Origin of the sequence: Diaphorobacter limosus (assembly GCF_033100095.1) — a bacterium.
GTDB lineage: Bacteria > Pseudomonadota > Gammaproteobacteria > Burkholderiales > Burkholderiaceae_C > Alicycliphilus > Alicycliphilus limosus.
In genome coordinates this window covers 1,169,939-1,185,016 of record NZ_CP136921.1, presented here as the reverse complement: position 1 = coordinate 1,185,016, position 15,078 = coordinate 1,169,939, and the positions used below count along the sequence as shown (strand labels likewise).

11 protein-coding genes, 1 pseudogene and 2 riboswitches are annotated in these 15,078 nt (G+C 65.5%); of the genes and pseudogenes, 2 read left to right on the top strand and 10 right to left on the bottom strand.

The features are described 5' to 3' along the window. Positions 1–21: 21 nt before the first annotated feature. The 3 genes from gcvP to gcvT form a co-directional block, all read right to left on the bottom strand. The gene (gcvP, locus tag P4826_RS05745; RefSeq protein WP_317702942.1) at positions 22–2,904 is read right to left on the bottom strand and encodes an aminomethyl-transferring glycine dehydrogenase; all 2,883 of its coding nucleotides are present in this window, start codon (positions 2,902–2,904) and stop codon (positions 22–24) included. Between the two features lie 119 nt (positions 2,905–3,023). Then, positions 3,024–3,398, bottom strand: coding sequence for a glycine cleavage system protein GcvH (gcvH, locus tag P4826_RS05740; RefSeq protein WP_317702941.1), 375 nt, complete (start codon positions 3,396–3,398; stop codon positions 3,024–3,026). Between the two features lie 81 nt (positions 3,399–3,479). Next, positions 3,480–4,544, bottom strand: coding sequence for a glycine cleavage system aminomethyltransferase GcvT (gene gcvT / locus P4826_RS05735; protein WP_317703718.1), 1,065 nt, complete (start codon positions 4,542–4,544; stop codon positions 3,480–3,482). Positions 4,545–4,654: 110 nt separating this feature from the next. Beyond that, a riboswitch (glycine riboswitch) is annotated at positions 4,655–4,763 on the bottom strand. A gap of 15 nt (positions 4,764–4,778) precedes the next feature. Beyond that, positions 4,779–4,867: riboswitch (glycine riboswitch) on the bottom strand. A gap of 93 nt (positions 4,868–4,960) precedes the next feature. Here gcvT and P4826_RS05730 point away from each other — a divergent pair. After that, complete coding sequence (locus P4826_RS05730; RefSeq protein WP_317702940.1) at positions 4,961–6,013, top strand: MBL fold metallo-hydrolase; 1,053 nt, start codon at positions 4,961–4,963, stop codon at positions 6,011–6,013. Between the two features lie 22 nt (positions 6,014–6,035). Here the strand turns inward: P4826_RS05730 and P4826_RS05725 are convergent, their stop codons facing one another. The 3 genes and pseudogenes from P4826_RS05725 to P4826_RS05715 form a co-directional block, all read right to left on the bottom strand. Continuing rightward, positions 6,036–8,018 (bottom strand): TRAP transporter large permease, encoded by a 1,983-nt coding sequence (locus P4826_RS05725; RefSeq protein ID WP_317703717.1) that lies wholly within the window; start codon positions 8,016–8,018, stop codon positions 6,036–6,038. Between the two features lie 60 nt (positions 8,019–8,078). Next, positions 8,079–8,642, bottom strand: a pseudogene (locus P4826_RS05720) (TRAP transporter small permease subunit); the annotation flags it as partial. Positions 8,643–8,762: 120 nt separating this feature from the next. Beyond that, entirely contained in the window at positions 8,763–9,881 is a 1,119-nt protein-coding gene (locus P4826_RS05715; RefSeq protein ID WP_317702939.1) for a TRAP transporter substrate-binding protein, read from the bottom strand. 351 nt (positions 9,882–10,232) lie between these two features. Between P4826_RS05715 and P4826_RS05710 the strand changes: the two genes are divergently transcribed. Next, positions 10,233–10,688, top strand: coding sequence for an Lrp/AsnC family transcriptional regulator (locus tag P4826_RS05710; protein ID WP_317702938.1), 456 nt, complete (start codon positions 10,233–10,235; stop codon positions 10,686–10,688). A 29-nt stretch (positions 10,689–10,717) separates the two neighbouring features. On the opposite strand, the gene P4826_RS05705 is transcribed toward P4826_RS05710, so the two are convergent. From P4826_RS05705 to P4826_RS05690, 4 genes are all read right to left on the bottom strand, one after another. Continuing rightward, complete coding sequence (locus P4826_RS05705) at positions 10,718–12,193, bottom strand: amino acid permease (RefSeq protein ID WP_317702937.1); 1,476 nt, start codon at positions 12,191–12,193, stop codon at positions 10,718–10,720. Between the two features lie 126 nt (positions 12,194–12,319). Next, positions 12,320–13,114 (bottom strand): ABC transporter ATP-binding protein, encoded by a 795-nt coding sequence (locus tag P4826_RS05700; RefSeq protein ID WP_317702936.1) that lies wholly within the window; start codon positions 13,112–13,114, stop codon positions 12,320–12,322. Positions 13,115–13,137: 23 nt separating this feature from the next. Next, on the bottom strand, positions 13,138–14,022 hold the full coding sequence (locus tag P4826_RS05695) for an ABC transporter permease (protein ID WP_317702935.1): 885 nt from the start codon (positions 14,020–14,022) through the stop codon (positions 13,138–13,140). 81 nt (positions 14,023–14,103) lie between these two features. Further along, entirely contained in the window at positions 14,104–15,072 is a 969-nt protein-coding gene (locus P4826_RS05690; protein WP_317702934.1) for an ABC transporter substrate-binding protein, read from the bottom strand. Between the last annotated feature and the right edge of the window lie 6 nt (positions 15,073–15,078).

Genomic DNA, 15,078 nt, shown 5'->3' with positions numbered 1-15,078 from the left:
ATTTCTCCGTGCGCGGCGGTTTTACGCCAGCTCACTCATAGGCACGCAGCTGCAGAACAGGTTGCGGTCGCCATAGACGTTGTCCACGCGGCCCACGGGCGCCCAGTACTTGGCGCCGCGCAAGGACTTCACCGGGAAGGCCGCGGCTTCGCGCGTGTAGGGATGGCTCCAGTCGCCGGCGAGCAGGCTCTCGGCCGTGTGCGGGGCGTTTTTGAGCGGGTTGTCGTCCTGAGGCCAGGCGCCGGTTTCCACCTGGCGGATTTCTTCCCGAATGGCGATCATGGCGTCCACAAAACGGTCCAGCTCGGCCAGGTGCTCGCTCTCGGTGGGTTCGACCATCAGCGTGTTGGCGACAGGGAAGCTCAAAGTGGGTGCGTGAAAGCCGTAGTCGATCAGGCGCTTGGCCACGTCCTCGGCCATCACGCCGCTGGACTCCTTGAGTTGGCGCAGATCCAGAATGCACTCGTGCGCCACATGGCCGTTGGCGCTGGCGTACAGCGTGGGGTAGTGCTCGGCCAGGCGCTTGCTGATGTAGTTGGCGCTCAGAATCGCCACCTCGGTGGCGGCCGTCAGGCCCTCGGCGCCCATCATGCGGATGTACATCCAGCTGATGGGCAAAACGGCTGCGTTGCCCAATGGTGCTGCGCTTACAGCTCCTACTTTGCTAGCGTTTCCAGACGTGCCGTGGCCCGGCAGGTAGGGCACCAGGTCTTCCACCACGCAGACCGGGCCGACGCCCGGGCCGCCGCCGCCGTGCGGGATGCAGAAGGTCTTGTGCAAGTTCAGGTGGCTCACGTCGCCGCCAAACTCGCCCGGCGCGGCCACGCCGACCAGAGCGTTCATGTTGGCGCCGTCCACGTACACACGCCCGCCGTGGCTGTGCACGATCTGGCACAGCTCCTTGACCTGGGTCTCGAACACGCCGTGCGTGCTGGGGTAGGTGATCATCACGCAGGCCAGATTCTGGCTGTGCTGCTCGCACTTGGCTTGCAGGTCGGCCATGTCCACGTTGCCGTTCTCGTCGCACTTGGTCACCACCACCTGCATGCCCACCATTTGCGCGCTGGCCGGGTTGGTGCCGTGCGCGCTGCTGGGGATCAGGCAGATGTTGCGGTGTGCGTGGCCCTGGGCCTCGTGGTAGGCCTTGATGGCCAACAGGCCCGCGTATTCGCCTTGTGAACCCGCGTTGGGCTGCAGGCTCACGCCGGCGTAGCCGGTGGCGGCGCAGAGCCAGCGCTGCAACAGTGCGTCGAGCTCGGCGTAGCCGGCCAGTTGCTTGGCCGGGGCGAAGGGGTGGATATGCGCAAACTCGGGCCAGGTGATGGGGATCATCTCGCTGGTGGCGTTGAGCTTCATGGTGCAACTGCCCAGCGGGATCATGGTGCGGTCTAGCGCCAGATCCTTGTCGGACAGCTGGCGGATGTAGCGCAGCATGGCCGTCTCGGAGTGGTGCGTGTTGAACACCGGGTGCGTGAGGAAGCTGCTCGCGCGCACCAGGGCGGCCGGGATCAGGCTGGCGGCGCCTTCCAGCGCATCGACGCTGGGCTGGGCAGCATTGGGTGCGAAGGCGCTCCACAGCAGGGCCAGGTCGGCGCGGGTGGTGGTCTCGTCCAGCGACACGGCCAGGCGCTGTGCGTCCAGGCGGCGCAGGTTGGCGCCAAGGACCAGGGCGCGCGCCAGGGTGGCATCGGCGGCGGCGCTGCTGCCCAGGTCGATGGCCAGCGTGTCAAAGGCGCTGGCGTGCTGGGCGGGAAGGCCCAGTTGTTTCAGGCCGGCGGCCAGGATGGCGGTGAGGCGTGCCACGCGCTGGGCGATGCGGGTCAACCCTGCAGCGCCGTGGTAGACGGCGTACATGCTGGCAATCACGGCGGGCAGCACCTGCGCGGTGCAGATGTTGCTGGTGGCCTTTTCGCGGCGGATGTGCTGCTCGCGCGTTTGCAATGCCAGGCGGTAGGCGGGCTGGCCGTGCACGTCCACACTCACGCCCACCAGGCGCCCGGGCATGGAGCGCTTGAAGGCGTCCTTGCAGGCCATGAAGCCGGCGTGCGGGCCGCCTGCGCCCATGGGCATGCCAAAGCGCTGGGTGGTGCCGATGACGATGTCGGCGCCCATCTCACCCGGGGCCTTGAGCAGGGTCAGTGCCAGCAGGTCGGCCGCCAGGATGAAGGCCGCGCCCTTGGCGTGGATGGCGTCGCTGGATGCCTGCCAGTCGGCCAGCCAGCCGCTGGAGCTGGGGTATTGCTGCAGGGCGGCAAAGTAGTCGTCGCTGGCGATGGCGGCGTTCCACTCGGCCTCGGACTGCACGAGTTTGACGGTGAAACCCAGCGGCGCGGCGCGGGTTTGAATGACTTCGATGGTCTGCGGGTGGCAGTCGCCGCTCACGATGATGCTGTTGCCCCGGGCCTTGACGGAACGCTTGGCCAGCGTCATGGCCTCGGCGGCGGCCGTGGCTTCGTCCAGCATCGACGCGTTGGCGATGTCCATGCCCGTGAGGTCGGTGACCATGGTCTGGAAGTTGACCAGGGCCTCCATGCGGCCCTGCGAGATCTCGGCCTGGTAGGGCGTGTAGGCGGTGTACCAGGCGGGGTTTTCCAGGATGTTGCGCAGGATCACGCCCGGCGTGTGCGTGCCGTAGTAGCCCTGGCCGATGAAGCTTTTCAGCACCCGGTTCTTGCCGGCTATTGTTTTCAACTCGGCCAGCGCCTCGGCCTCGGTGCAGGGCGCGGGCAAGTCCATGCTGCTGGCGCGCGCGATGGAGCGCGGCACGATGGAGGCCACCAGCGACTGGCGCGAGGCCTCGCCAATCACGGACAGCATCAGCGCCTCGTCAGCGCTATCGATACCGATATGACGAGGCAGGAATTCGGCGTGGTTTTCCAGCGCGGAGAGGGGCAGGGCAGGCATGGGGTGGGTTCAGGTCAGATTGGCTGGTAGCCCTTGCTGGATCAGCGCGGGCAGCTCATATTTTTGGGTGATGCATTTGGCGTTGAGCGTCTGAGGGGACGCTCAACGCTCAACGCTCATCACGCGCTGGCGGCAAAGGCGTTGTAGGCCGCTTCGTCCATCAGCGCGTCCAGCTCGGCGGGGGCAGAGAGCTTGACCTTGAAGAACCAGCCGGCGTTCATGGGGTCGGAGTTGGCCAGCGAAGGATCGTCACGCAGGGCCTCGTTCACCTCGACGACCTCGCCGCTCACCGGCATGTAGACGTCGGCCGCGGCCTTCACCGACTCGACCACGCCGGCCACGTCGCCCTGGGCAAAGGTGGCGCCCACGGCGGGCAGGTCGACGAAGACCACGTCGCCCAGCGCGTCCTGCGCATGTACGGTGATGCCGACCACGGCGGCGTTGGCGTCGGCGCTGTTGACCCACTCGTGGTCTTTGGAAAACTGGATGCTCATGGCGATGCTCCGATAAAAAAAGTTGTGAGAAGGGGCAGCGCGCACTGTAGCCGCGCTGCCGGTGTAGCGAAACCGAAAAAATCAGCCGCGGTGGTAGCGCGGGGGCAGGAAGGGCGTGGGCGAGACCACCATGGCCACGGGCTTGCCGCGCACCATGGCAAACACCTCGGTGCCGGGCTGGGCGTACTCGGGCTGCACGTAGGCCAGGGCGATGGGCTGGTTCAGCGTGGGCGAGAGCAGGCCGCTGGTGACATGGCCGACATGCTGGCCGTCCAGGTTCTCCAGCACCGCCGGCTCGCGCACCGGCACGCGCTCTTTGGCGATCAGGCCGACGCGCTTCTTCGTCAGGCTGGCCGGGTTGTCGATCTGCGCCAGCACCTTGGCCGCGCCCGGAAAGCCGCCAGCGCGCTCGCCGCCGGTGCGGCGCACCTTCTGGATGGCCCAGTTCAGCGCCGCCTCGGGCGGAGTGGTGGTGCTGTCGATGTCGTTGCCGTACAGGCACAGGCCGGCCTCCAGGCGCAGCGAATTGCGCGCGCCCAGGCCAATCGGCTTCACCTCGGGCTGGGCCAGCAGGGCGCGTGCCAGGGCCTCGGTGTGGTCGCCGGGCACGGAGATTTCAAAGCCGTCCTCGCCGGTGTAGCCGCTGCGCGTGATGAACAGCTCGGCGCCATTCCAGGCGAAGCTGGCGCCGCTCATGAAGACCAGCTTTTCCACGCCCGGCACCAGGCGCGAGAGGGCCGTGACCGCCTGCGGCCCCTGCAGCGCCAGCAGGCCCTGGGTGGGCAGGGTGACGATCTGGCAGCGGTTGCCGATATGCGTCTCGATATGCGCGATGTCGGTGAGCTTGCAGGCACCGTTGACGATCAGGAACCAGGTGTCGTTTCCCTGGTTGAAGAACATCAGGTCGTCGATCACGCCGCCCTCGTCGTTGAGCAGCAGGCCGTAGCGCTGCTTGCCTTCGGCCAGGCCCTGCACGTCCACCGGCATCAGAGACTCCAGCGCCGCCGCCGCGTCGGCTCCGATAAGCTTGAGCTGGCCCATGTGCGAGACGTCGAACAGGCCGGCGGCCTGGCGCGTGTGCTGGTGTTCGGCCATCAGCCCGCTCTTGTACTGCACGGGCATGGAGTAGCCGGCAAAGGGCACCATGCGGGCGCCCAGCTCGATGTGCAGGGCGTTCAGGGGGGTGGTCAGCAGTTCGGTGTCGGACAAGGCATGTCTCCAGGGCAAATGCGGGCCATGGCGCAACGCACCATGGTGTTTGCCCTGCTGTCCTCTTTACCTGAGAGATTCACCCCGGATGGCAGGGTTTGCTCCTTCGGTGGACGCCCGAAACCGGTTGGGGCGCCTCTCTCCAGCAAGGAAACGCCCGCAGCAATCGCGGGCGTGTCGTCAGTCCTTTTGCCTGAGCGTTTTGGCTGTTGCCTGCGCCTTCGGCGGCCCCACAGGGGGCTCTCTCCTGACAGCCGGCAATTCTACCTTGCGCGACAGGCTGGGCAATGCGTCCTGGTGTTTTCCGATAAGCTGCCAGTTGGTAACAAAAATGAAGGTCGGTAGTGGCATCAATGGCTGAAGAAGTGGTGACGGACAAGAACGGCCTGGTCTACCCATGCGGCGTTGCGCCCGTGGTAGGCGACGCCAAAGAACTGGCCCCGGGCGTATGGTGGCTGCGCATGCCCATGCCGTTTGCGCTGGACCACATCAACCTGTGGGCTTTGCGTGATGGCGATGGCTGGGCGCTGGTCGATACCGGCATCTGGTCCACCGACACGGCGGGTGCCTGGCGCCAGCTGTTTGCGGGGGTGCTCGATGGGCCGGTGACGCGTGTTTTCGTCACCCACATGCACCCCGACCATATCGGCATGGCCGGCTGGCTGACGCGCAAGTTCGGCTGCCGTCTGTGGATCAGCCGCCTGGAGTACCTGAGCTGCCGCGCATTGAGTGTCGATACCGGGCGCGAGGCGCCGGATGATGCCATCCAGTTCTACCAGCGTGCCGGCTGGGGCGAGGAGGCGATCGAAACCTACCGCACCCGCTTTGGCGGCTTTGGCAAGCTGATCTATGCGCTGCCCGACAGCTACCGGCGCCTGCGCGATGGCGAGGAGATCTGTATAGGCGAGCAGCGCTGGCGCGTGGTGGTGGGCACGGGCCATTCGCCCGAGCATGCCTGCCTGTACTGCCCCGAGCTGAAGCTGTTGATCTCGGGCGACCAGGTGCTGCCCGGCATTTCGTCCAACGTCTCGGTGTTTCCGGCCGAGCCCGATGCCAACCCGTTGGCCGACTGGCTGGAGTCGCTGGAAAAGCTCGAGCGCAGCGTGGCCGACGATGTGTTGGTGCTGCCATCGCACAACCAGCCCTTCCGGGGCCTGCATCGGCGCATTGCCGCGCTGCGCGACAGCCAGCATCGGGCGCTCGACAGGCTGCGAGAGGCCTTGCGGCAACCGCAGCGCGTGGTCGATGTCTATGGCGCGCTGTTTTCCCGCCCGGTCACCGCGGACAACATGCAGATGAGCCTGGCCACGGGCGAGAGCGTGGCCCATCTCAACTACCTGGTGGCGCGTGGCGAGGCCAGGGTGAGCATCGGGCAGGAGGGCTGCGCCTGGTATCAGATGGTCTGATCACAGGCGACGGCCCCTGGCCTTACTTGTAGAGCAGCTGCGGCAGCCACAGGCCTATGGACGGCCAGGCATACAGCAGCACGATGGCCAGGATCTGTATGCCCATGAAGGGCAGCATGCCCAGGAAGATCTGGTTCAGCGTCACATACGGCGGCGCCACGCCCTTCAGATAGAACGCCGACATGGCCACGGGTGGTGACAGGAAGGCGGTCTGCAGGTTCAGCGCCACCAGCAGGCCGAAGAACAGCGGATCGACCCCGAAGTGGCTCAGCAGTGGAATGAAGATGGGCATGAAGATCACGATGATCTCCGTCCACTCCAGCGGCCAGCCGAGCAGGAAGATGACGATCTGGGACAGCACCATGAACTCGACCTTGGTGAGGTTCATGGACAGCACCCATTTCTCGATCACTTCCTGTCCGCCCAGCAGCGCAAAGGCGGCTGAAAAGATGGCCGAGCCCACGAACAGCCAGCACACCATGGCCGAGGTCTTGGCCGTCAGGTAGACCGACTCGCGCAGCACGTCCATGGTCAGCTGCCGGTAGGCCGCCGCCAGCAGAAAGCCGCCGAGCGCCCCCATGGCCGCCGCCTCGGTGGGCGTGGCCAGGCCGGAGACGATGGAGCCCAGCACCGCCAGGATGAGCATCATCAGCGGGAAGAAGGAGCTCAGCAGCATCTTGAAGATTTCAAGCCGGGCAAAGCTCAGGAACAGGTAGAACAGGGTCGTGACCGCCCCCAGCAGCGAGAACAACACCCACCACCAGGTGGGGGCCGGCTGCGTCTCGGCCTGGGCTGGGGCCTCGGCCGCTGCAGCGGCCGGCGGTTCGGCCACGGCCGCGCCATCCTGGCCCTGTGCCTGAACTTCGGGCTCGGCGCCCGGGGGCTCGGCCAGCGCGGTATCCGGCTGGTTCTCTTCGGCTTGCTCTGCGGGGGGCTCCTGGAGGCTGCCCTCTGCCGGGAGCTCTTGCAAACCTCCGTCGCCGGGCGGCTCTTGCAGGCCGGAGGCAGAGGAGCCGCTTTCGCCCAGGCCTATGGGCTGGATGTCGAACGTCTCCTCCACCTTGACCGTGGTGACGGCGTTCCAGCTGCTCACCACCAGCACCAGAAACAGCAGCCCGGGCAAGACCACCAGGGCCAGCTGGCGCAGCACATGGGCCAGTGGCACCTGGGCGTTGCGCCGGCCCTTGAGCGCGTCCAGCAGTCGCACCACGGCATGCTGGCCGGTCTGCGCGGGCAGTGCGGCGGTCAGCGCCGGCAGATCGACCTGGCGTTCGCCATCGGACAGTGGTGGCGCCCAGGTCGGCTTGATCTTGGCCACTATGACCACGTAGACCACATACAGGCCCGCCAGCACGATGCCAGGGAAGAAGGCGCCGGCGTACAGCTGCACCACCGACACCCCGGCGGTCGCGCCATACAGGATGAGCAGGACCGAAGGCGGAATCAGGATGCCCAGGCAGCCGCCGGCCGTGATGGCGCCGGCCGACAGCGGGATGCTGTAGCCGGCGCGTAGCATGGCCGGCAGCGCCAGCAGGCCCATCAGCGTGACCACGGCACCGACGATGCCGGTGGCGGTGGCAAAGATGGCGCAGGTGACCAGCGTGGCCACGGCCAGCGAGCCCGGGATGCGCGCCATCGCCAGGTGCAGGCTCTTGAACAGCTTTTCGATCAGGTTGGCGCGCTCAACCAGGTAGCCCATGAACACGAACAGCGGGATGGCAATCAGCACGTCGTTGACCATGCTCTTGTAGGCGGCCTGCACCATCAGGTCGAGCGAGCGGGTGATGTCCCGGTCGTACGCCAGCCAGGTGAAGATCATGCCCATACCCATGAGGGTGAAGGCGGTGGGAAAGCCCAGCATGATGGCCACCACCACCAGCGACAGCATCAGCAGGCCCAGGTGGCCGTTGGTGATGGTGGGTGTGCTCAGCAGCCCCCAGGCCGCGCCGCCCACCACCAGGGCCATGATGGACAGGCCGAACCACAGTTCCTTGCGCAGCTTCATGGCTTGCCCCCCCTGCTGGCCGGGTGTGGACGTGGGCTGGCTGGCTTCGTACATGGTGCCCTCGATATGCACCATCTGCTTGAGTTTTTCGACGTCCACTTCCTCCACGTCGTCTTCGCGCCTTGGCCATGCGCCCTGGCGCAGGCAGATCACACAGCGCGCAATTTCGGCCAGCCCCTGCAGCAGCAGCGCGGCGCCGGCCAGCGGAATCACGAACTTGAACGGATACAGCGGCAAGGGCTCGGCCGAGAAGGTCTGCTCGCGAATCGCCAGCGACTCCTGCGCGTAGTTCCAGCCGGCCCAGGTCATGGCCAGCACACCCGGCAGGAAGAATAGGCCGTACAAGGCCAAGTCCAGCCCGGCCTGCACGCGGGGGCTGAAAAAGCCATACAGCACGTCGCCGCGCACATGGCCGTTCTTGGCCAGGGTGTAGGCGCCGGCAAGCATGAACATGGTGCCGTAGAGCATGATTTGCACGTCCAGCACCCAGGCGTGGGGCTTGTTGAGTGCGTAGCGTGAAAAGACCTCCCAGCAGATCAGCAAGGTCAGTGGTACGCAAAGCCAGGCGGCTGCCTTGCCAATGAAGGTCGACACGGCGTCGATCCGAAGCAACAGTTTTTGCATGGTGACAGAGCCGCAGGGGCTCGCAGGCGAAAGGGGAGTGCGTGCCTTGCGGGGGGGCTTGCCCCTCCGTGGCAGGCAAAAAAGAAGGCCTGATTCAAGGCCTTCTTGTCGCGGTCGGACTTACCCCTTCTTCTTGGGTGCGAAGTAGTGATTCCAGGCCATCCGGTAGTCGATGGTGGTGTCGTTCTGCCAGCGTCCGCTGCGCTGGGCAAATGCACGCATCGAATCCAGCACCTTCTTGAACATCGGGTTCTCTGCCGCCTTCTTGGCCGTGACCTTGTCCCAGGCGGCCAACTGGGCGCGCAGGATGGCGTCGGGCGTCTTGTAGAACTTCACGCCCTGCTTGGCTTGCATTTCGGCATAGTCCTTGGCGTAGCGGTCGGCAGCCTTCCAGCTCATGTCGGCGCTGGCGGCCTGCGTGGCGTAGTCGATGATGGACTTGAGTTCTGCCGGCAGCGCGTCGTACTTGGTCTTGTTGAACAGCACCTCGAACTGCTCACTCGACTGGTGAAAGCTCTGCAGCATGCAGTTCTTGGCCACGTCGGGAAAGCCCAGCACGCGGTCGCTGGAGGCGTTGTTGAACTCGGCCGCGTCGAGCAGGCCGCGATCGAGCGCCGGCACGATCTCGCCACCGGGCAGCGGATTGACAGCCACGCCGAGCTCATTGAACACGTCCACAGCCAGGCCGACGGTGCGGAACTTCAACCCCTTGAGGTCTGCCACCTTGGACACGGGTTTCTTGAACCAGCCCAGGGGCTGCGTGGGCATGGGGCCGTAGAGCTTGGAGACCACATCGAGGTTCAGGCTCTTGTAGATTTCTTCAAGCAGCTCCTTGCCCCCGCCGTAGTTGTGCCAGGCCAGTACCATGTTGGCATCCATGCCAAATGCCGGGCCAGAGCCCCACAGCGCCACCGCCTGGTTTTTGCCATACCAATAGGCCACCACGCCGTGGCCACCGTCCAGCGTGCCTTTGGCGACTGCATCCAGCAGCTGGAAGGCGGGCACCACGGCGCCTGCGGGCAGCACTTCGATCTTCAGCCGATTGCCGGCCATGTCGTTCACCTTCTTGGCGATGTCCACGGCAAATTCGTGAAAGATGTCCTTGGCCGGCCAGGTGCTTTGAAAGCGCATGGTGGTCGTCTGCGCCGTGCTGATCATGGGCACGGAGAGGGCGCCTGCGCCAACGGCTGCGCCCTTGAGAAGCTTGCGGCGGCCTGTCTCTACGGTCTGCTTTGTCATCTAGCTCTCTCCTTCGGTTGGGTTGTCTGGTCTGTCCAGAGCCCGTATCTTTTCCGGTAAGAGGTAGTAACAAAGAGGGTTTACGCGCATCGCTTGCGCCAGGCTGCCAAAGAGCCATTGAGCGTTTTGCACGGTCGGGATGAATTTTTTTGCGCCGGCCTGGCAGCTTGCCAAGACCCCGCCCGGCGGTAACCGGGTGGGGGCCTGTCAATGTTGTGCGCCCCGGTAAGAGCGCCTTGATGTACAGAGTATGCTTGGGACGGTCTGGATAGATTTGCTTAATTTCTTCAAAATTTCCGAATTTGCAGAATAATTTTCTGCATATGCGCAAAATAGTGAACAATGCAGCGTATGGACAGGCTTGATAGAAAAATACTCTCCGTGTTGCAGGGCAATGCGCGCGCCAGCCTGCAGGACATCGGTGCCGCCGTCGGCCTGAGCCCGTCGCCCTGCTGGGGGCGCATCAAGAAGATGGAGGAGTCGGGCGTGATCGAGGGCTATACCGTGCGCCTCAACGCCCAGGCGCTGGATCTGGGCGACACCGTGCTGGTGCAGGTGACGCTGGACAGCCATAGCGACAACACGCTGGAGAAGTTTGGCGAGGTGCTGGCCAGCATTCCCGAGGTGGTGGAAGCGCACCTGGTTTCGGGTGACTATGACTATCTGCTGCGCGTGGTGGTCAAGGACACGCGCGACTACGAGCGCCTCTTGCGCGAGAAGCTCTACAAGATCAAGGGCATACGCCACAGCCGTTCGAGCTTTGTGCTGCGCACGCTGAAAAAGGCCGACCTGCCGCTGGGTGTGTAGCGGCAGGCCGGCCTGTCTTTGGCGCTGGGTCAATACGCCTCGGGCTTCACCTGCATTTTGGCGTAGGGCACGATGCGCGAGCCCTTCACCAACCGATAGCCGAACCAGATCACCAGGAACAGCGGCAAACCGATGTAGGTGGCCACGACACCCGTCCAGTCGATGCGCTCTTGCAGGAAGGCCTGGTAGTTCTGCCCCAGCGTGATGGTCATGCACAGCACGAAGGCAAAGATGGGCCCGAATGGAAACGATGTGGTGCGGTAGGGCAGGGCGGAGAGTTGAAGGCCCTGTGCCACATAGCCCTTGCGGAAGCGGTAATGGCTGATGGCAATGCCCAGCCAGGCAATGAAACCGGTCATGCCCGAGAGGTTGAGCAGCCAGATGTAGACCGCCTGCGGGCTGAAGATATTCGTCAGAAAGCACAGCGCCGCCACCACCGTGGTGGCGATCAGCGCGATCACCGGCACGCCGTTGGCGCTGACGCGGGCAAAAATGCGCGGCGCCATGCGCTGGCAGGCCAGGGTGTAGAGCATGCGGGTGGAGGCATACATGCCCGAATTGCCCGCCGACAGCACCGAGGTCAGCACCACCGCGTTCATCACCGCCGCTGCCGACAGCAGGCCGGCGCGCTGGAACACCAGGGTGAACGGGCTCACCGCGATGTCACCGACATCGTTCTTCAGCAGCTGTGGGTCGGTGTAGGGAATGAGCAGGCTGATCACCAGGATGGCGAACACGTAGAACAGCAGGATGCGCCAGAACACCTGGCGCACGGCGCGCGGGATGTTCCTCGCCGGGTCTTCCGACTCGCCGGCGGCGATGCCGATCAGCTCGGTGCCCTGGAAGGAAAAGCCGACGATCATGGCCACGCCGATCAGGGCGGCAAAGCCGCCGGCAAAGGGGGCGTCGCCCTGGGTCCATAGCGCCAGGTTGCCCCACAGACCTTCGGGTGCGCCGCCGCGCATGATGCCCAGGATCATCAGCACCCCGATGCCTATGAAGACGATCACCGTGGCCACCTTGATGGCGGCAAACCAGTACTCGGCCTCGCCAAAGCCGCGCACCGAAATGGCATTCAGGCCGAACATGATGGCCAGGAAGACCGCGCTCCACAGCACCCCATCCACACCCGGGAACCAGTAGGCCATGACCAGTTGCGCGGCCACCAGATCGACCGCAATGGTGACGGCCCAGTTGTACCAATAGTTCCAGCCCAGGGCGAAGCCAAAGCCCTCATCGACGTAGCGCGCGCCGTAGGTGGCGAACGAGCCCGAGGTGGGCAGATAGGCCGCCATCTCGCCCAGGCTGGTCATCAAAAAGTAGACCATCAGACCCACGACCATGTAGGCCAGCACGGCGCCGCCAGGGCCGGCCTGCGAGATGGTGGCGCCGGAGGCGACGAACAGGCCCGTGCCGATGGAGCCGCCGATGGCGATCATGGACAGGTGGCGCGCCTTTAGGGCGCGGTGCAAATGGTTGCCGGAGGTGGAGTCGCTGGCACTCATGGTGAGTCCTCGAAGGGATGGCTGCGGCGCCGCCGTTGTGCGGCGCGCCTATGCCTTGGTGTCCTGTGTGGACTGGGAAATGAAGAGGGGAAGAGGGCCGATGGTGTCGGCCCGCCAAGAGGGAGATCAGCTCAGCAGCAGGGCGTCGTCGGCCAGCTTTTCGCCGCGTACCTTTTCGAACATCTGCAGCAGGTCGGGCACGTCCAGGCGTGCGCGCTCCTCGCCCGACACGTCCAGCACCACCTGGCCCTGGTGCAGCATCACGGTGCGCTGGCCCACGTCCAGCGCCTGGCGCATGCTGTGCGTGACCATCATGGTGGTGAGCTTGTTCTCGGTCACGATGCGCGCCGTGAGCTGCAGCACGAAGTCGGCCGTGCGCGGGTCGAGCGCGGCGGTGTGCTCGTCCAGCAGCAGGATGCGCGATGGCTGCAGCGCCGCCATCAGCAGGCTCACGGCCTGGCGCTGGCCGCCCGAGAGCAGGCCGATGCGGTCGGTGAGGCGGTTTTCCAGCCCCAGTCCCAGCGTGGCCAGGCGCTCGCGGTACATGGCGCGCTCGGCCTGTTTCACGGCGCCGCGCAGCCCGCGGCGGGTGCCGCGCTGCTGCGCCAGGGCCATGTTTTCCTCGATGGTCAGGTCTTCGCAGGTGCCGGCCATCGGGTCCTGGAACACGCGCGCCACGCGCTCGGCGCGCTCCCACACGGGGCGGCGCGTCACGTCCAGGCCGTCGATAGCGATGCGGCCCGTGTCCACGCCCAGGTCGCCGGAGATGGCATTCAGAAAGGTGGATTTGCCCGCGCCGTTGGAGCCGATGACGGTGACGAACTGGCCCGCCGGAATCTCCAGCGACATGCCGCGCAGCGCGCGCGTCTCGATCGGCGTGCCGGGGTTGAAGGTGATGAAAAGGTCTTGTGCGCTCAGCATGGGTGGTTTCTCCTGGGGGCGCATCACTTGCGGCTGCTGAGCTTGCGCTTGAGCTGGGGAATCACCAAGGCCACGGTAACGAGGGCGGCGGTGACCAGGTTCAGGTCCTGCGCCTTCAGGCCGATGAAGTCGCTGTTGAGCGCCGCGGCGATGAAGAAGCGGTAGACGATGGCGCCCACGATCACGGCCAGCGTGGCATAGACGATGCGCCGCGACGGCAGGATGGACTCGCCCACGATCACGGCCGCCAGGCCGATGACGATGGTGCCAATGCCCATCGAGATATCCGAGCCGCCCTGGGTCTGCGCAAACAGCGCGCCGGCCAGGCCCACCAGGGCGTTGGAAATCGCCATGCCCAGCAGCACCATGGCCCCGGTGTTCACGCCCTGGGCGCGTGCCATGCGCGCGTTGGAGCCGGTGGCGCGGATGGCCAGGCCGCGCTCGGTGGCAAAAAACCAGTCCAGCGCCAGCTTGGCCAGCACCACCACCACGAACAGCACCATGGGGCGCGCCACGTAGTCGGGGATGCTCTCGGGCTGCAGCAGGGTGAACAGGGTGGTGTCGTTGATCAGTGGCACGTTCGGCCCGCCCATGATGCGCAGATTCACCGAGTACAGCGCAATCATCATCAGGATGCTGGCCAGCAGATCCATGATCTTGAGCTTGACGTTGAGCCAGCCGGTCACCAAACCCGCCAGTGCGCCGGCCGCCGTGGCGGCCAGCGTTGCCAGCCAGGGGTTGGTGCCGGTGGAAATCAGGATGGCACAGACCGCGCCGCCCAGCGGAAAGCTGCCGTCCACCGTCAGGTCGGGAAAGCGCAGCAGGCGGAACGAGATATAGACCCCCAGCGCCACCAGGCTGAAGATCAGGCCGATTTCAACGGCGCCGAGCAAGGAAAAAAGAGACATGGGGCGGGGCTTGGAAGCTGGGGGCAAAAACAAAGCAGGAGCCCCGGAGGCTCCTGCGCACAAGGCCAAGGGGCCGTATTGTTACTGAACGACCTGCGCGGCCGACTTGACCAGTTGCTCGGAGAGCTTCGCGCCCTGCTTCTCGGCGGCGCCGGGGTTCACAAACAGCTCCAGCTTGCTGCTGGTCTCGGGCTTGATGTCGCCGGGCTTTTCGCCCTTCAGGATGCGCACCACCATGCGCCCGGTCTGCTCGCCCAGGTCACGGTAGTTGATGCCCAGGGCGGCAATGGCGCCGCGCTTGACGCTGTCGGTGTCCGAGGCGATGAGCGGGATCTTGGCGTCCTGGCCGACCTTGACCAGCGACTCGTAGGCCGAGACCACGTTGTTGTCGGTGTTGGTGTAGATCACGTCCACCTTGCCGATCAGGCTGCGTGCGGCGCTGCTCACGTCCACCGAGCGCGGGGCCGCGGCCTCGACCAGGGTCATGCCCAGCGTGGGCAGCAGCTTTTGCAGCTCCTTGACCACGACCACCGAGTTCGCCTCGCCGGGGTTGTAGACCATGCCCACGCGCTTGGCATTGGGCACCACCTGCTTGACCAGATCCATCTGTTTGTCCAGCGCCAGCAGGTCGGACACGCCGCTCACGTTGGTCTTGCTCGGCTCCCAGCTCGGCACCAGCTTGGCGGCCACCGGATCGGTGACGGCGGAGAACACCACGGGCACGGTCTTGGTGGCGGCCACCACGGCCTGGGCCGACGGTGTGGCGATGGCGACGATGGCGTCGGGGTTGTCGCCGACGAACTTGCGCGCGATCTGCGCCGCCGTGCCGGTGTTGCCCTGGGCGCTCTGGTATTGCCACTTGAGGTTCTTGCCCGACTCGTAGCCTGCGGCCTTCAGGGCGGCCTGCACGCCGTCGCGCACCGAGTCAAGGGCGGGATGCTCCACGATGGCCGTCACGGCCACGGACTTTTGCTGCGCATGTGCAACGGGGGCAAGGGTGGCCATGGCCAGGGCGAATGCGCCCAGGGGGGCCCAAGACAAGCTCTTCATTTCGGT